Source organism: Xanthomonas nasturtii (assembly GCF_001660815.1).
GTDB lineage: Bacteria > Pseudomonadota > Gammaproteobacteria > Xanthomonadales > Xanthomonadaceae > Xanthomonas > Xanthomonas nasturtii.
In genome coordinates, this window is the sequence record NZ_LYMI01000034.1 from 99,020 (window position 1) to 114,713 (window position 15,694).

16 protein-coding genes are annotated in these 15,694 nt (G+C 66.4%); 3 read left to right on the top strand and 13 right to left on the bottom strand.

Features of this window, described 5'->3' with window-relative positions; genetic code table 11:
- Positions 1-63 precede the first annotated feature (63 nt).
- The 10 genes from metX to ccmA form a co-directional block, all read right to left on the bottom strand.
- Positions 64-1,266, bottom strand: coding sequence for a homoserine O-acetyltransferase MetX (gene metX / locus A7D16_RS13360; protein ID WP_064633437.1), 1,203 nt, complete (start codon positions 1,264-1,266; stop codon positions 64-66).
- Positions 1,267-1,792: 526 nt separating this feature from the next.
- Complete coding sequence (locus A7D16_RS13365) at positions 1,793-2,815, bottom strand: tetratricopeptide repeat protein (RefSeq protein WP_064633441.1); 1,023 nt, start codon at positions 2,813-2,815, stop codon at positions 1,793-1,795.
- Positions 2,815-3,249 (bottom strand): cytochrome c-type biogenesis protein, encoded by a 435-nt coding sequence (locus A7D16_RS13370; protein WP_064633445.1) that lies wholly within the window; start codon positions 3,247-3,249, stop codon positions 2,815-2,817. The genes A7D16_RS13365 and A7D16_RS13370 overlap by 1 nt, the downstream gene beginning before the upstream one ends.
- Positions 3,246-3,848 (bottom strand): DsbE family thiol:disulfide interchange protein, encoded by a 603-nt coding sequence (locus A7D16_RS13375; protein WP_064633450.1) that lies wholly within the window; start codon positions 3,846-3,848, stop codon positions 3,246-3,248. Before A7D16_RS13375 ends, A7D16_RS13370 begins: the two co-directional genes overlap by 4 nt.
- Positions 3,841-5,778: a heme lyase CcmF/NrfE family subunit gene (locus A7D16_RS13380; protein ID WP_064633453.1), complete on the bottom strand. Its 1,938-nt coding sequence runs from the start codon at positions 5,776-5,778 to the stop codon at positions 3,841-3,843. The genes A7D16_RS13375 and A7D16_RS13380 overlap by 8 nt, the downstream gene beginning before the upstream one ends.
- 282 nt (positions 5,779-6,060) lie before the next feature.
- Positions 6,061-6,519, bottom strand: coding sequence for a cytochrome c maturation protein CcmE (gene ccmE / locus A7D16_RS13385; RefSeq protein ID WP_064633457.1), 459 nt, complete (start codon positions 6,517-6,519; stop codon positions 6,061-6,063).
- Positions 6,516-6,686 carry a heme exporter protein CcmD gene (locus A7D16_RS13390; RefSeq protein ID WP_064633460.1) on the bottom strand — a complete coding sequence of 57 codons (171 nt, stop codon included), beginning with the start codon at positions 6,684-6,686 and terminating at the stop codon, positions 6,516-6,518. The genes ccmE and A7D16_RS13390 overlap by 4 nt, the downstream gene beginning before the upstream one ends.
- Entirely contained in the window at positions 6,683-7,432 is a 750-nt protein-coding gene (ccmC, locus tag A7D16_RS13395; RefSeq protein ID WP_064633464.1) for a heme ABC transporter permease CcmC, read from the bottom strand. Before ccmC ends, A7D16_RS13390 begins: the two co-directional genes overlap by 4 nt.
- 94 nt (positions 7,433-7,526) lie before the next feature.
- The gene (gene ccmB / locus A7D16_RS13400; RefSeq protein ID WP_064633467.1) at positions 7,527-8,222 is read right to left on the bottom strand and encodes a heme exporter protein CcmB; all 696 of its coding nucleotides are present in this window, start codon (positions 8,220-8,222) and stop codon (positions 7,527-7,529) included.
- Positions 8,219-8,863, bottom strand: a complete 645-nt coding sequence (gene ccmA / locus A7D16_RS13405; RefSeq protein ID WP_064633469.1) for a heme ABC exporter ATP-binding protein CcmA — start codon at positions 8,861-8,863, stop codon at positions 8,219-8,221. The genes ccmB and ccmA overlap by 4 nt, the downstream gene beginning before the upstream one ends.
- A 226-nt stretch (positions 8,864-9,089) precedes the next feature.
- Between ccmA and A7D16_RS13410 the strand changes: the two genes are divergently transcribed.
- Positions 9,090-10,238, top strand: a complete 1,149-nt coding sequence (locus A7D16_RS13410; RefSeq protein ID WP_064633471.1) for a pyridoxal phosphate-dependent aminotransferase — start codon at positions 9,090-9,092, stop codon at positions 10,236-10,238.
- A 147-nt stretch (positions 10,239-10,385) separates the two neighbouring features.
- Positions 10,386-11,189, top strand: coding sequence for an amidohydrolase (locus tag A7D16_RS13415; RefSeq protein ID WP_064633474.1), 804 nt, complete (start codon positions 10,386-10,388; stop codon positions 11,187-11,189).
- A gap of 83 nt (positions 11,190-11,272) precedes the next feature.
- On the opposite strand, the gene A7D16_RS13420 is transcribed toward A7D16_RS13415, so the two are convergent.
- Positions 11,273-12,043, bottom strand: coding sequence for a glutaminyl-peptide cyclotransferase (locus A7D16_RS13420; RefSeq protein ID WP_239687004.1), 771 nt, complete (start codon positions 12,041-12,043; stop codon positions 11,273-11,275).
- Positions 12,044-12,205: 162 nt separating this feature from the next.
- Here A7D16_RS13420 and A7D16_RS13425 point away from each other — a divergent pair, with 162 nt between their 5' ends.
- A complete protein-coding gene (locus tag A7D16_RS13425; protein WP_064633481.1) occupies positions 12,206-12,643 on the top strand; it encodes a hypothetical protein in 438 nt (145 codons plus the stop codon).
- 190 nt (positions 12,644-12,833) lie between these two features.
- Here the strand turns inward: A7D16_RS13425 and A7D16_RS13430 are convergent, their stop codons facing one another.
- Together A7D16_RS13430 and scpB are read right to left on the bottom strand one after the other, a co-directional pair.
- A complete protein-coding gene (locus A7D16_RS13430; RefSeq protein WP_064633483.1) occupies positions 12,834-14,498 on the bottom strand; it encodes a pseudouridine synthase in 1,665 nt (554 codons plus the stop codon).
- Entirely contained in the window at positions 14,491-15,693 is a 1,203-nt protein-coding gene (scpB, locus tag A7D16_RS13435) for an SMC-Scp complex subunit ScpB (RefSeq protein ID WP_064633486.1), read from the bottom strand. Before scpB ends, A7D16_RS13430 begins: the two co-directional genes overlap by 8 nt.
- Between the last annotated feature and the right edge of the window lies 1 nt (position 15,694).

Consider the following 15,694-nt stretch of genomic DNA (forward strand, 5'->3'; position numbering starts at 1 on the left):
TGAGTATCGGCATAGTTCGGTGAAACTCGCCGATATCAGCAACGCAAGTCACACCGAACGCGCTCAACAGCCCTGCAGAAAATGACGCACCGCCGGGCCAAAGCGAGCGAAGTCGACCAGGAACGCATCGTGGCCTTGTGGCGAATCCAGGCCGATGAAGTGTGCATCCGCGCCGCCGGCACGCAGGCCGTCGGCGATCTGTTCCTGCTGCTGCACCGGGAACAGGATGTCGGTATTGGCACCGATGGCCAGCGCACGCGCGATGCGGATCTGCGCCAGACCGGCGAGTACGGTGGCCTCGGTCGAGACACCGGCCTCCGGTTTGACGGCGGCGGGCAGGGCGGCTGTCTGGGTGCTGTCGCTGCTGCCGTGGCGAGTCGAACCGTGGTCGACATATTCGGCCAGATCGAACCAGTCCATCGAGCGGCTCAGATACAGATAGCAGTTGGGGTCGAAGAAGCGCACGAACCGGCGCGCATGGCCTTCCAGATAGCTTTCCACCTGGAATTCCAGCCCGAACGGGTCGTCGACGGCCTGCTCGGAATCCAGCCGCACGCGGCCGAAGCGGCCGTCCCATTCCAACGCCGAACGATAGGTGATCACGCCGAGCTTGCGCGCCATGCGCATGCCCGATTCCGGGTAGTGCGCGTCGTCGTACTGGCCGCTGTTCCAGTGCGGATCCAGCCGGATCGCCTCGCGCTGCAGCGAGCGGATCGCGATGGAAAACGGCAATGCCTGCGCACTGCCGGAGATATTGATATGGCTGCGCGCGAGACCCGGGTGCCGCAGCAGCAACGCCAACGCGGTCATGCCGCCCATCGAATTACCGATCAGGCAGGCCAGTTGCGCGATGCCCAACGCGCGCACCACGTCCGCGGCGGCATCGGCTACATCTTCGATCGACAATTCCGGGAAGCTCAGGCGATACGGCGCGCCGGTGGCAGGGTCGATCGATGCCGGGCCGGTCGAACCCTTGCAACTGCCCAGTGAATTGACGCAGACCACGAACCAGCGCGTGGTATCGATCGGCTTGCCCGGCCCCACCATCGCGTCCCACCAACCCGGCTCGGGATTGGCCTGGTTGGCAGCAGCGTGCGCGTTCGGCGACAGGCCGGTGACGATCAGCACCGCGTTGCTGCAATCTGCGGCGAGCGTGCCCCATGTCTCGTACGCCACGCGTGCCTGATGCAGCACGCCACCGCGTTTCATCCGAAACGGCGAAGGCAGTGCGTGGTAGAGCGTGCCGGGAGGAATGAATTCAGTCATGTTGCAATTCTATCTGCCATGGCCGGCGCCGGGTGCAGGAGGGGAGTGGGAAGCTGGGGGGAATCGGGAATCGATTTGAGCCCTTGTGTTGTGTGATGTTCTCTTCAAAGCCTTGGAGATGTTCTCTTCAAACCCTTGGATTGCGGCTTGGTTGCAGGGCCGTTGCCCGCCCACCATCGCAGGACACGCCGTGAATCCGTCCCTGGAGGCTCTGGCGCGGCATCCATGCCGCTCAAGGTCCCGCGACGGTGAGCGGGCAAGGGCCAGTCACGATGGTCGTTGCGCAGAGCTTTCAATAAAACCGCCAGCCAACTGTCTGGTGCGTTGATTCGTTCTTCAATAAACCACCAGCCAACTGTCTGGTGCGGTGCCCTTGCCGCTTGCGGGACCGTTGGCGGCATGGATGCCGCCAACGAGCCACCATGGACGGGTTAACGGCGTGTCCCGCGAGCGGTGAGGGCACCGCGCACGCGAGATGACTAAGCCTTTGACTCTAGCCAACGCGCCAAGAAACGTTGGTGAGCCATCAGCGACCGATCACCAGCTCTACCGGCGCGCCCGCTGGCAGTTCAACCACTGCCGGCATGCTCTCGACGTCATCCGCCTGGCGCATTGCGTTGCCACTGCGTGACAGCCGGGCCAGCACCTGCACCTTGTCCAGCGACGACAGCGTGCGGGTCGGCATCGGGCTGTCGCCATCGTCCAGGGTGATGGTCAATGGCAGCTCGCTGAGCGTGTGTTTTTCCACCGCGACCGGCATCGGTGTGTGGGCCGCGCGCGCAATCACGAAGACACTCGTATCGCCGGGTAACCCCGCGCGCTTGGCGAATTCGGCGTCCAACGTCACGCGCACCTGGATGCGTTTGGCGCTGGCGGCATTTGCTGCATCGGCGGCAGAGGCTACCGGTGCCTGGATCGGCGCAAGCTTGGCTTCCTGTCGCGCGGCGTTGATCTGTTCGAGCAGGCCGGGGCGGGTATCGGAGTCGACCACGCTCAGCAGCGGCTCCCAGGTTGCGCTGGCCTGCGCCGGTTGACCGGCCTGGCGTTGCACCACCCCCAGGAACCAGCGTGCGCGTTGATGGTCCGGCTGCACCACCAGCGCATGTTCGAGCAGGCGCATGGCCTGCGGATCGGGGCGGCCGCTATCGTCGGCGAGCATGCGCGCCTGTGCCGCGGCGACCAGCACGTCCGGCTCGTCAGGGCGCAAGGCAACCGCGCGTGCGAAGGCATCGCGTGCCTCGGCGAATTTCTGCTGGCTGGACAGTGAGCGCCCCAGCAACACCCAGCCTTCGGCCTGCTCGGGATTGCTTGCCAGTGCGGCGCGCAGTTGCACGATGGCTTCATCCAGCGAGCGTGGCGTGGCAGGGCGATTGGTTGGCTGCTCGACCGCGCCCGGCGTGCCGACCAACCAGTACAACGCTGCGCTTGCAGCCAGCAGCAGCACCGCCACGCTTGCGGCCAGCCCGCGTGCCTCGCGCCACAGCGGGCGCAACACCACCCCGAAGGCAAGCAGCGCAACCACGATCAGCGCGATGACAAAGCCGGCCATCACCACTCCTGCTCATCGGCCGGCAATGCGGGCGCAGCCACGCTGCGTCTGCGCACCACCAGCACCACCGCGCCTGCGCCCAGCAGCAATACCAGCAGCGGGCCGAACCACAATAGCCAGGTACGCGATTCCACGCGCGGGCGGTAGAGCACGAATTCGCCGTAGCGCGCGACCAGGAACTGACGGATCTGCGCATCGCTGCGGCCTTCGTGCATCAGTGCCAGCACTTCGCGACGCAGGTCCTGGGCGATCTGCGCGTTGGAATCGGCCAGCGACTGGTTCTGGCACTGCACGCAACGTAGCTCGGCAGTGAGCGCGTGGAAACGCGCCTCTTCGTCGGCCGATGCATAGCGCAGCGGCGCCGGGTCGCCAGCCGGCTGGGCCAATGCCAGCCAGGGCAACAACAGCAGCAATAGCAGCCAGGCGCGCGTCATTGCTTGGCGTGCAGGTCCGGTGCGGCGGTGGGCGAGCGTTCGATCTTGCTCAACGCCGGGATCAGCTGGGTATCGATGATGGATTGGGTGAGCATGCCGCTGTACTTCCAGCGCACCACGCCGCGCCCGTCCACCAGAAAGGTTTCCGGCGCCGCCGCAATACCGAAGTCGATTGCGGTACGCCCATCCTTGTCGGCCACCACCAGCAGATACGGATTGCCGAGTTGTTCCAGCCAGCGCAGCGCATCGGCGCGCTCGTCCTTCCAGTTGTAGCCGATCACGCGCACGCGCTTGGTCAGCGCGAAGCGGCTTAGTACCGGGTGCTCTTCGCGGCAGGCCGGGCACCAGCTGCCCCACACATTGATGATGTACGGCGCACCGCGCAGTTCGCGCGCATGCACCACGATGTTGGGGTCGTGCAGCAGCGGCAGCGCGAACTCCGGCGCCGGCTTGCCGATCAGTGCCGAGGGCAGGGCATCGCGATCGTCGTGACCGGAGCGCACCACCGCATAGACCAGCAGCGCTGCCAGGGCGAGCAGCAGCACGATGGCGCCCACGAGAACCGCAGTGGGCAGGCGGGGCGAACGTGACTCAACCATCTTGGATCTCCGGAGAACGACGAAAACGCCGGTCGGCCGCAGTCACCAGGCCACCGAGCGCCATCAGCAGCGCCCCCAGCCAGATCCAGCGGACGAACGGTTTGAGGTGCACGCGCACCGCCCAGGCCTGATTGCCCAGCGGTTCGCCAAGGGCGACATACAGGTCGCCGAACGGGCCGGGGCGGATCGCCGCCTCGGTGAGTGTCTGTCCGCCGCTGGCGTAGCGGCGTTTTTCCGCATGCAGCACGCCCACTGGCGCATCGTCCTTGAACACCTGCAGGTTGGCACGGTCGGAAACGTAATTGGGCCCGCGGAGTTCTTCGACGGTATCGAAGTGCAGCGCGTAGCGGCCGATCTGCACCTGCTGCCCGGGCGCCAACGCAACTTCGCGCTGCAGGCTCAGTGCCTCCACCAGCAAGGCACCAGACAGGAATACCGCAACGCCCAGATGCGCCAGCACCATGCCCAGCATTTCGGCGGTGAGCTTGCGCCCCTTGGCCGCGCGCCGCGTCCACAAGAATCGCACGGTGCCAAGCAGCACCCAGGCTGCACCGGCAACACCGAACGCGGCTTTCCATTGCCCCTGCGGCGCGACGAACCAGGCCAGCACGCCCGCTGCCAGCGCCAGAGCTGCCCACGGCGCCAGCAGCGCCAACGGCCGCGAGACCTGTTCGCGCTGCCAGCGGGTGAGCGGGCCGAACGGCAGCAGTGCCACCAGCGGCGCCATCAACACCACGAACAAGGTGCCGAAGTAGGGCGGGCCAACCGACAACTTGCCCAGCCCCAACGCATCGGCCAGCAGCGGATACAACGTGCCCAGCAGCACCATTGCGCAGGCACAGGTGAGCAACAGGTTGTTCAACAGCAACAAGGTTTCGCGCGAGCTGCCGGCAAACGCGCGGCGCGGGTCGTCATTGAGCGACAGGCGCGGCGCGCGCAGCGCATACAGCAGCAACGAGCCGCCGACCACCGCCAGCAGAAACACCAGGATGAACAGCCCGCGCGCCGGGTCGGCGGCGAACGAATGCACGCTGGTCAGCACGCCCGAGCGCACCAGGAAGGTACCCAGCAACGACAGCGCGAAAGCGGCGATGGCCAGCAGCAAGGTCCAGCTGGCGAAGCTGCCGCGCTTTTCGGTCACCGCCTGCGAATGCAGCAATGCGGTACCCACCAGCCACGGCATGAAACTGGCGTTTTCCACCGGGTCCCAGAACCACCAGCCACCCCAGCCCAGCTCGTAATACGCCCACCAGCTACCGAGCGCGATCCCGACGGTGAGCATCGACCAGGCGATATTGGTCCATGGCCGCGTCCAACGCAGCCAGCGTGCGTCCATGCGGCCTTCCAGCAGCGCCGCGATGGCGAATGCGAACGGCACCGCAAAGCCGACGTAGCCGCAATACAGCATCGGCGGGTGGATGATCAGCCCCGGGTCCTGCAGCAGCGGATTGAGGTCGCCACCTTCCAGCGGCACCGGAAACAGCCGCGCAAACGGATTGGAGGTAAACAGCAGAAACGCCAGGAAACCAATGCTCACCAGCGCCATCACCCCGAGCACGCGCGCGATGACATGCGCGGGCAGCTGCCGCGACCAGATCGCCACCGCGCCGCTCCACAACGCCAGCACCAGCGTCCACAGCAGCAGCGAGCCTTCGTGCGCGCCCCACACCGCCGAGTAGCGATACATCACCGGCAGCAGGCTGTTGGAATTCTCGGCGACATAGCGCACCGAAAAATCCTGCACCAGGAACGCATGCGTCAACACCGCGAAGGCCGCGGCGATCAACGCCAGCTGCACCAATGCCGCCGGTCGCGCCACCGCCATCCAGCTGCTGCGCCCGCGCTGTGCACCGGCCAACGGCACCACGGCTTGCACCAGTGCCACCAGCAAGGCGAGCACCAGCAGGAAAGTACCGAGCTCAGGAAGCATGGGAGAAAAGCGAGAGCCGGGACTGGGGACCGGGGACCGGGGAACCGGGAGGAGCAGGGCTTCCGGCGCGGTTGAGACGCATGCGAGGAGCTACGGCCGTCAGGTCTCTGTCGGCGCTAAAGCACTTTTGCCGGGTCCCGGTTCCCCGGTCCCCGGTCCCGACATCCGCCAAGCCGGGATTTCCGCGACGCACGCGCAAGAACACGTCTGCGTGGCCGGGATCGCGCTTTTCCCGGTTCCCCGTTTCCGGTTCCCCGGTCCCGACATCCATGGTGTTGCCACTCACTGCATCACCTTGCCCGGCTCCACCTGATGCTTGCGATGTGCGCTGCCCATCTTGTCGGCCACTTCTTTGGGCATATAGGTTTCGTCGTGTTTGGCCAGCACATCTTCGGCCACGAACACGCCTTGCTGCATGCGGCCGGTGGCGACCACCGCCTGACCTTCGCGAAACAGGTCCGGCAGGATGCGGTCGTAACGTACCGGTAGTTGCGCATCGCCATCGGTGACGCGGAACTGCGCCTCCAACGAGCCGGAGGCACGTGTGAACGAGCCTTTTTCGACCATGCCGCCCAGCCGAAAGCGCGCGTGCGCGCCAGCATCGCCGCGCAGCACTTCCGATGGCGTGTACAGATAGGCCACGTTGCGCTGCAAGGCCATCGCCACCAGCGTGGTTGCCAGCCCGCCGGCCAGCACCAGTGCCAGCACCAGCCACAGGCGGCGGCGACGTTGCGGGTTCATCGGGTCAGCTCCGCATCGCTGGGCACCGCGCGCTTGCGCTCACGCAGGCGGCGCGCCTGGGCAACCTTCAAGGCGCGACGCACCTGCCAGCGGCCGGCGATCAGGTCCCACAGCAGCACCAGCACGAACACCGCATAGGCGGCGATGACGTAGGGCAGATAGCTCATGCCGCGCCCTCGGCATCGCGCACGATCCAGGCCTTGCCGGCCTCGCGGCGCAGGTTGTCGGCGCGCGCGCGCGTCAACAGCGAACCGGCAAACCAGAACTTGGTGCCGATCACCATCAGCCACAGCGGCAGCAGCATGCTCGCATCGATGGTCGAGGGGCCGAGCAGGCGGATGCTCTGGCCCTGATGCAGCGAATTCCACCACACCACCGAATAACGGATCACCGGCAGCAACGCCACCCCGACGATCGCCAGCAGCGCTGCCGCGCGTGCAGCCTGGCGGCGGTCGTCGATGGCGTGGTACAGGCCGATCACGCCCAGATACAAAAACAGCAGAATCAACTCAGTGGTCAGGCGCGGGTCCCAATCCCACCAGGCGCCCCACATCGGCTTGCCCCAGATACTGCCGGTCAGCAGCGTGATCACGGTAAACGCCGCGCCGATCGGCGCGCACGCCATGGCCAAAATCTCGCACACCTTGATGCGCCAGATCAGCGCGATTGCTGCATACAGCGCCATCAGCCCGAACACGAACAGGCTCATCCACGCACTAGGCACATGGATATAGAGAATGCGAAAGCTGTCGCCCTGCTGGTAATCCGCCGGCACCGCGAACAAGGCCTGCCAGATGCCCACGCCCAGCAGCAACGCGGCCAACGCGTAGCACCAGGGCGCCCAGCGCGCAGTAAAACGGTCGAAGATCGGGGGCGATGCGAGTTGGTGGAACCAGCGGACGACGACGTTCATGCAATGGCAGTAGCCTTTGGAGTGGCATTGGCTCTCGAAACAGCAACAACACGTTGTGCGGGGCGTGCTATCGACAATGCATCGACTGCAGCACTCAGCTCAACGAAATGCGGATCGCGGCCGCCGCAGCCAGCGGTGCCAGGACCACGCCGATCACCAGTCCGGCGCCCAACAACAACAACGCACCCACCGCATCCTGCCCTTGTCCGCTTGCCGCCACGCTGCCTGCACCGAACACCAGCACCGGCACATACAGCGGTAACGCCAGCAACGCCACGAGAATACCAGAGCGTTTCATCGTCACCGTCAGCGCCGCAACCACGGCGCCGAGCAGGCTCAAAAGCGGTGTACCCAGCGCCAACGATGCCAGCAGCACCGGCAGTTGGTCATGCGGCAGGTGCAGCAATTCGCCCAGCAGCGGCGTCACTGCAATCAGCGGCAACGCACTGGTGGCCCAATGCAGCAGCACGCGCACCGCGATCAACCAGGCCAGCGGCACTGGCGCCAGCAACCATTGCTCCATCGAGCCGTCTTCCACATCGCTGCGGAACAGCGCATCCAGCGACAGCAGCCCGGCCAGCAGCACCGACAACCACAGCACTGCGGGCGCGGCCTGCGCCAGCAGGTCCGGCCGCCCGCCCAGGCCCAGCGCAAACAGCACCACGATCAGCAGCGCGAACAGGGCCGGCTGCAGCGCATCGCTGCGGCGGCGCCACAGCAGTTGCAGGTCGCGACCAAGCAACGCGCGTGCCGCCTGCCACAGCGAGGGTTGCGGCGAATGCGTGCTCATGCCGCCGCCTCCAGGGTGAGCATGCGGGTGCGCACCGGTGGCGCTGCATAGGCACCGTGGGTGGTGACCAGCGCTGCGCCACCGCCGCGCAAGTGTGCGGAGATCATCCGGTTGACCAGGGTGATGCCGTCAAGATCCAGGTTGGCGTAGGGCTCATCCAGCAGCCACAGCGGCGCCGGCGACAGCCACAGACGCGCCAGCGCCAGCCGTTTGCGTTGCCCGGCTGACAACTGCCGCACCAACGCATCTTCATACCCGGCCAGGCCGACGATGGCCAGCGCGCTGCCCGGCATCTGCTTGGCACGGCGGCCATGCAGGCCGCACAGGAAGTGCAGGTTTTCCAGGGTGCTGAGGTCGGCTTTCAGGCCGGGCAGGTGGCCCAGGTAGGCCATGAAGCGGCTGCGGTCGCCACGCCTGGCGGTCTTGCCATCGATCTGGATCTGCCCACGTTCCACATGCAGCAGACCGGCCAGCACGCGCAGCAGCGTGGTCTTGCCGGCGCCGTTGTCGCCTTGCACCAGCAACGCTTCGCCGGCATCGACTTGGAAATCCAGCGGGCCGAACACCGGCTCCTCGTTGCGGCTGAAGGCCAGGGCGTGCGCCGCCAGCAGCGGTGGCGCGGTGTGCAGCGGTTCGATCATCGGTGCAGCGGGCTCCCGTCGCAGGACGGCATGGGGAAGGACCGGGGCGAGGGCGCACCAGACCGGGCGCGCATTGTAGCGACGATGGTGGCACGCCGGGGACGTAGAAGGCAGCGTCGCAGGCGCCGCGATGGGTCGGGGAACGCTGTTTCGCAGCGTCCGGGCGCACCCGCCTGGCGGCTTTGCGTACACTCGCGGTCCCCCGTTTCTTGCCCGGACAGGCGCCATGCTCCCCACGACCAAGCTGCCCAAGGTGGGCACCACCATCTTTACCGTCATGTCGCAGCTGGCGGCTGAGCACGGGGCGGTCAATCTGGGCCAGGGCTTTCCCGATTTTGCGGTGCCGCAGCGTCTGGTCGAAGAACTCGAACGCGCCATGCGCGCCGGCCACAACCAGTACCCGCCGATGACCGGCGTGGCGGCGCTGCGCCAGGCCATCGCCGGCAAGGCGCAGCGTTGCTACGGCGCGCAGGTCGATGCCGACACCGAGATCACCGTCACCAGCGGTGCCACCGAGGCGATCTTCAACGCCATCCACGCGGTGGTGCGGGCCGGCGAAGAGGTCATCGTGCTGGACCCGGCCTACGACTGCTACGAACCGGCGATCGATCTGGCCGGCGCGCGTGCGGTGCACGTCGCGCTGCACCCGCAGACCTTCGCGGTCGACTGGGATGCGCTACGCGCCGCGATCACGCCGAAGACGCGCCTGTTGATGATCAACTCGCCGCACAACCCCTCCGGCGCGATGCTCTCGGCCGACGACATGCAAACGCTGACCGAGCTGCTGCGCGGCACCGAGATCTTTCTGCTGTCGGACGAGGTGTACGAGCACATCGTATTCGACGGCCGTCGTCATGAATCGGTGCTGCGCTGGCCGGAATTGCGCGAGCGCGCGTTCGTGATTTCCAGTTTCGGCAAGACCTATCACTGCACTGGCTGGAAGATCGGCTACGCCATCGCACCGCCGGCGCTCACGGCCGAATTCCGCAAGGTGCACCAGTACAACACCTTCACCAGTTTCGGCCCGGCCCAGCACGCGTTTGCCGCGATGATCCGCGACGAACCCGAACACGACGAGCAACTGGGCGCCTTCTATCAGGCCAAGCGCGACCGTTTCCGCGAGCAACTGCTGACCACGCGGCTGAGGCCGCTGCCGGTGCCCGGTGGCTACTTCCAGCTGGTGGACTATTCGGCCATCAGCGATCTGCCCGATACCGAATTCGTGACGTGGTTGACGGTGGAGAAGGGCGTGGCCGCGATTCCGCTGTCGCCGTTCTACGAGACCGCGCCGGAAGGACAGCGACTGGCAAGGCTGTGCTTCGCCAAGAACGATGCAACGTTGGACGCCGCAATCGAGCGTTTGCAGAAGCTCTGACGAGCTGGGATTCGGGAGTCGGGACTGGGGGTTGGCAACGGCTGTGCGCCGCTTGTCGCTCCGAATCCATACGAAACCGATAGCACCAAGCCGCCCGACGCCCGCTGTTTCGAATCCCCAATCCCGACTCCCAAATCCCCGCCTCCTATGAACGATCTGCGCATCTCCCTGATCCAAGGCAGCACCCGCTGGCATGACCCGGCCGGCAATCGCGACTATTACGGCGCGTTGCTGGAGCCGTTGGCGGGGCAGACCGATGTGGTGATTCTGCCGGAGACCTTCACCAGCGGGTTTTCCAACGACGCCATCGACAAGGCCGAAGGCATGGACGGGCCGACCGTGGCCTGGGTGCGCGCACAGGCGGCACGGTTGAATGCTGCGGTCACCGGTAGCGTGCAATTGCGCACCGATGCTGGGGTGTTCAATCGGCTGCTGTGGGCCACGCCCGATGGCGCGCTGCAGTATTACGACAAGCGCCACCTGTTCCGCTTCGGCAACGAGCACCTGCGTTATGCGGCCGGGCGCGAGCGGTTGACGGTGGAATGGAAGGGCTGGCGGATCAATCCGCAGGTTTGCTACGACCTGCGTTTTCCGGTGTTCTGTCGCAACCGTTTCGATGTGGAACGCCCGGGGCAGCTGGATTTCGATCTGCAACTGTTCGTGGCCAACTGGCCGTCCGCGCGCGCCTACGCGTGGAAGACGCTGCTGCGCGCCCGTGCGATCGAAAACCTGTGCTTCGTGGCGGCGGTCAACCGTGTCGGTGTCGACGGCAACCAGCTGCATTACGCCGGCGACAGCGCGGTGATCGATTTCCTCGGCCAACCGCAGGTGGAAGTCCGCGAACGCGAACAGGTAATCACCACCACCATCAGTGCAGCCGCACTGGCCGAGCACCGCGCCCGTTTCCCTGCGATGCTGGATGCCGATCAGTTCGAAATTAGGGATGAGTGATTCGGTATTGGCGCAAGCCACTGCCGCGCAGGTGCCAGCGCGCCCGCTTTTGCCAATCCCAAATCTCCAATCCCCAATCCCGGCTACTGATCCAGCGTGATCTCGTAGATCTTCGGCCAGCGCTTCCCGGTGACGAACAGCCGATCGTGCGCGGCGTCGTAGGCGATGCCGTTGAGCACATCGTTGGTCGGATCGGTCAAGGTGTCGGCGTCCGGCACCAGCGCCTTGAGGTCGATCCAGGCGACCACCTTGCCGCTGGCCGGGTCGATCCGTGCGATACGCGTGGTCAGCCAGACATTGGCCAGCAGCTCGCCCCTGACCCATTCCAGCTCGTTGAGGTTGTCCAGCGGCTTGCCGCGTGCGGTGACCTTGATGCTGCCGATCTGCTTCAGGCTGTGCGGATCCAGCCGGCGGATGCTGGCGGAGCCGTCGCTCATGTAGAGCTGGTGGTCGTCGCTGGTCAGCGCCCAGCCCTCGCCGGAATAGCTGAACTGCGTGCGCGGCGCCAGCGTGGACAGATCGTAGACAAAGCCGCGCTGGTTACGCCAGGTCAGCTGGATCAGGCGGTCCTTCCAGGCCACGATGCCTTCGCCATAAAAAGGCGGCGGCGTGTTGGCCTGCTGCAGGACCTTGCCGGTCTCCAGCTCCACCTTGCGCACGCTGGATTGGCCCAACTCGCCAGTGCTCTCGTACAGATGCCCGTCCAGATAAAACAGGCCTTCGGTAAAGGCGGCGCTGTCGTGTGGATAGGTCCTGACCACGGTGTAGCCCTGGGTCGGAATCGTCTCGCCGCAGTGGGCGAGGGAGGGCAGCAGCAAGGCGCTGAAGAGCAGGTTGTAAATGGTACGTGGCATGCCGCGATCATCCCACGTCGCGGCTGCAGGCGGCAGCACTGCCGCCACGTGGAGGGAGGTAATACTTCGCTGAACAAATGCACGCGCAGCACTGGCGCCTTGTCACGGCTGCCACATCGGCGCTGCTAGTCTCGCGCCACGTCCACCACTGGCACTGCTCACATGATCAAGTCACTTTCGCTCTTCGCGCTGCTCGGCGCCGCCACGCTGGCTCCGCAGGCGCAGGCCGCCGGCAACATCGATTGCCAGCTGTCGTTCAACTTGTCCGGTTGGTCGGTGTTCTACAAGACCGCCAGCGGCACCGGCACCATCAAGTGCGACAACGGTGCGGTCATTCCGGTCAAGATTTCCAGCAAGGGCGGCGGCTTGACGGTCGGCAAGTCCAAGATCGTCGGCGGCCGCGGCAGTTTCTCCGGTGCTTACAGTCTCAACGACCTGTTCGGCACCTACGCGGCCGCCGAAGCGCATGCCGGCGTGGTGAAGTCCAGCACCGCTCAGGTGGTCACCAAGGGCGACATCTCGCTGGCGTTGGCTGGCACCGGTGAAGGTGTGGACCTGGGTGTGGCGGTCGGCAACTTCGTGATCGAACGCCGCAAGTAAGCACGTGATCCGGCAGCAGCGCTCACTATCGAGCGCTGCTGCCGGCGATCGGCTGCAGGGTGTGAGGCTCGCGAAGACAGGCCTGGCGCAAGACGCCGTTGCCGATGCTGTTGCAGTCCCGAATATCCGCACTGAGCACCACAAAAGACGGCCCTTCGCAGGGCCGTTTTTTTAATGCGCGTGGCGCAACTCAGCGACCGCGATTGCCGCCACCCGGGGGGCGACGATTGCCGCCGCCTGATGGACGGCCGCCCGGGCCGCGCGGTGCGCCACCCGGGCCGCCGGGACCGCGTGCGCCGCCGCCGGGACCACCAGGGCCACGATTGGCTGAGGCCGGCCCACGGTTACCGCCCGGACCCGGACGCGCGCCGCTCGGACGGCCGGCAGGACGTGCCGCACCGTACGGGCTGAACCCCGGGTTGGCGTGATCGGAGGGGAAGCTCGGTGCATTGCCCGGGTGGCCGTACGGGTGCTTGCGCTGCCCCTGGCCTTGACCCTGCGACTGACCTTGCCCGCCACCACCGGGGCCGCCACGTCCTGGACCGCCCGGCCGTGTGCCACCCGGACCGCCAGCACCCGGACGCGCACCGCCCGGGCCCTTCTTCGCATACGGGCGTGCCTGACCGGTGCCCGGGCCGCTCGGGCCGGCATTGCGGTGGCCGCTCGGGCCGGTGCTCACGCCATCGGGCACATACCAGCTGCGGAACGCGGCCGGATTGCCGTCCGGCAACGCGCCGCGGTCGCCCTTGGCCGGGCCACGCTGCTTGAACGGGCGCTGCTGCGACTGGCGGGCGGCGGCTTCGCCGCTGACCGTCAGGCCACCCTTGAAACCGCCCGGCTTGCCGCGACCGCCGCGGCCGCGATCTTCGCGCAGGTTGTCGAAGCGACGCAGCTCACGGCCTTCGTCGGCACCGGAGGTCTGGCCATTGACGTAGGCATTGCTGCGGCCATCGCGCGAGACATGCACGGTGGACTTGGCGGCGCGGCGCTGGCCGATCACCGGCTGCAGCGTCAGTGCCGACGGCGCGCCTTCTTCCAGCTTGAGTTCGGCGCGCAGGGTCTCCACCTTCTCCTGCGCCACTTCCACCGATTGCCCGCGCAGCAGTTCGCGCGGCAGCGAGATCTTGCCGTAGCGGCTGCGCTTGAGGCGGCTGACCTGGCAGCCCTGCGATTCCCACAGGCGGCGCACTTCGCGGTTGCGGCCTTCCTTGACCACCACGCGGAACCAGTCGTGCGAATCGGTACCGCCGATACGTTCGATCTCGTCGAACTTGGCGCCGCCGTCTTCCAGCAGCACGCCGCGCGACAGCCGCTCGATGATGGCGTCGGAGACCTTTTCTTCGCCTTCCGGGGCGCGTACGCGCACCACGTATTCGCGCTCGACCTCGTAGGAGGGGTGCATCATCGCGTTGGCCAACTCACCGTCGGTGGTCAGCAGCAACAGGCCGGTGGTGTTGATGTCCAGGCGGCCGATGGCGATCCAGCGCGAACCCTTCAATGCCGGCAGCGACTCGAACACGGTCGGGCGGCCTTCGGGATCTTCGCGCGTGGTCACTTCGCCTTCGGGCTTGTTGTAGATCAACACGCGCGAGGGCTCGGTCAGCGCACTGGCCACGAAGCTGCGGCCGTCCAGTTCGATCTTGTCGCCGCTGCGCACCGACATGCCGGTCTGCGCGACGGTGCCATTGACCTTGATCAGGCCATCGGCAATGCGCTGTTCCAGCGCGCGGCGCGAGCCCAGGCCGGCCTGGGCCAGCACCTTGTGCAGGCGCTCTTCCAGCTTGGGCGCTTCGGGCGCGCTGTCGCGCTTGAGGGAGAGCTTGTTCAACGACAGCTTGCGTGGGGTGTCACTCATGTGTCTGGCTCCGGCCGACTTGTTCTGGGTCGGCCTCTGGGTCGGAATCGGCTTCGTCAACAGCCACGGTCGTCGTCGCGACGGCGTTGTCTTCGTCTTCGTTCACTGCATCCGCGCGCGTGCCCGGCGCGGTGTCGGGGTCGCCCTCACGGGCGTTATCTGGGTGTTGGTTGTGCTGGTCGTGCGCCGAGCCATGCTCGGGGTGCTGCGGTATCTGCGCACTCACGGCATCGGTCGCTTCCGTGTCGATCGCAGCGTCGAGAGCGTGGTGTTGCTGGTCCAACCCGGCATCGCTGGCGGGTTCGGGCGCGTGCTGGTCGGCATCGGTGTCGATGGCGGCATCGCGCCCGGTGTTGGCCTGGTGATCGTTTGCCGCTTCGGTGTTGCTGTCCGGGTTCGCCATGGCGTGAGCCTTGGGTGCTTCCGAACCATCCTGCAAATCGCTGGTGTCGCTGTCTTCGGCCTTGGCGTCAGCGGCGGCTTCTGCATACGCATCCGCTTCCGCATCACCAACATCAGCACCGTCGGCAGTTGCATCCGCATCGGCGCCTGCAGCGCCAGCCGCATCGGCATCTGCCTGATCCTGCGCCGCATCCACCGCTGCCGACGCCGGCACCACGCCATCCAGCTGGCCGTCGCGGTCCAGCGGCAGCTGCGGTTCCAGCTCGGCAATGTCTTTCAATTCAGACAATGGCGGCAGCTCGTCCAATCGCTTGAGCCCGAAGTAATCCAGAAAGCCCTTGGTGGTGCCGAACAGCGCCGGCTTGCCGGGCACATCGCGGTGGCCCACCACGCGGATCCACTCGCGTTCTTCCAGGGCCTGGATGATGTTGCTGCTGACCGCCACGCCGCGCACCTGCTCGATCTCGCCGCGGGTGATCGGCTGGCGGTAGGCAATCAAGGCCAACGTTTCCAGCGTGGCGCGGGTGTACTTGGTGCGTCGCTCGGTCCACAGCCGGGCGACCCAGCCATGCACATCGGCCTTGACCTGGAAGCGGAAGCCCGAGGCCACCTCGACCAGTTCCACACCGCGCTCGGCGCAGCCCTCGCGCAGCAGTTCCAGCGCGCGCTCCACGCTGCCGGGCGGCGCGGGTTCTTCTTCCGGAAACAAGCCCTGCAGCTGCGCCAGCGTCAACGGCTGGCTGCTCGCCAACAGGGCGGCTTCGATAATGCGGGTGATCAGCGCTTGATCCATT

What these genes read in the sequence shown, in the direction of transcription:
- metX (WP_064633437.1), bottom strand. Translation starts at nt 1,266, where the DNA reads ATGACTGAATTCATTCCTCCCGGCACGCTCTACCACGCACTGCCTTCG.
- A7D16_RS13365 (WP_064633441.1), bottom strand. Translation starts at nt 2,815, where the DNA reads ATGGCCGGCTTTGTCATCGCGCTGATCGTGGTTGCGCTGCTTGCCTTC.
- A7D16_RS13370 (WP_064633445.1), bottom strand. Translation starts at nt 3,249, where the DNA reads ATGACGCGCGCCTGGCTGCTATTGCTGCTGTTGTTGCCCTGGCTGGCA.
- A7D16_RS13375 (WP_064633450.1), bottom strand. Translation starts at nt 3,848, where the DNA reads ATGGTTGAGTCACGTTCGCCCCGCCTGCCCACTGCGGTTCTCGTGGGC.
- A7D16_RS13380 (WP_064633453.1), bottom strand. Translation starts at nt 5,778, where the DNA reads ATGCTTCCTGAGCTCGGTACTTTCCTGCTGGTGCTCGCCTTGCTGGTG.
- ccmE (WP_064633457.1), bottom strand. Translation starts at nt 6,519, where the DNA reads ATGAACCCGCAACGTCGCCGCCGCCTGTGGCTGGTGCTGGCACTGGTG.
- A7D16_RS13390 (WP_064633460.1), bottom strand. Translation starts at nt 6,686, where the DNA reads ATGAGCTATCTGCCCTACGTCATCGCCGCCTATGCGGTGTTCGTGCTG.
- ccmC (WP_064633464.1), bottom strand. Translation starts at nt 7,432, where the DNA reads ATGAACGTCGTCGTCCGCTGGTTCCACCAACTCGCATCGCCCCCGATC.
- ccmB (WP_064633467.1), bottom strand. Translation starts at nt 8,222, where the DNA reads ATGAGCACGCATTCGCCGCAACCCTCGCTGTGGCAGGCGGCACGCGCG.
- ccmA (WP_064633469.1), bottom strand. Translation starts at nt 8,863, where the DNA reads ATGATCGAACCGCTGCACACCGCGCCACCGCTGCTGGCGGCGCACGCC.
- A7D16_RS13410 (WP_064633471.1), top strand. Translation starts at nt 9,090, where the DNA reads ATGCTCCCCACGACCAAGCTGCCCAAGGTGGGCACCACCATCTTTACC.
- A7D16_RS13415 (WP_064633474.1), top strand. Translation starts at nt 10,386, where the DNA reads ATGAACGATCTGCGCATCTCCCTGATCCAAGGCAGCACCCGCTGGCAT.
- A7D16_RS13420 (WP_239687004.1), bottom strand. Translation starts at nt 12,043, where the DNA reads ATGCCACGTACCATTTACAACCTGCTCTTCAGCGCCTTGCTGCTGCCC.
- A7D16_RS13425 (WP_064633481.1), top strand. Translation starts at nt 12,206, where the DNA reads ATGATCAAGTCACTTTCGCTCTTCGCGCTGCTCGGCGCCGCCACGCTG.
- A7D16_RS13430 (WP_064633483.1), bottom strand. Translation starts at nt 14,498, where the DNA reads ATGAGTGACACCCCACGCAAGCTGTCGTTGAACAAGCTCTCCCTCAAG.
- scpB (WP_064633486.1), bottom strand. Translation starts at nt 15,693, where the DNA reads ATGGATCAAGCGCTGATCACCCGCATTATCGAAGCCGCCCTGTTGGCG.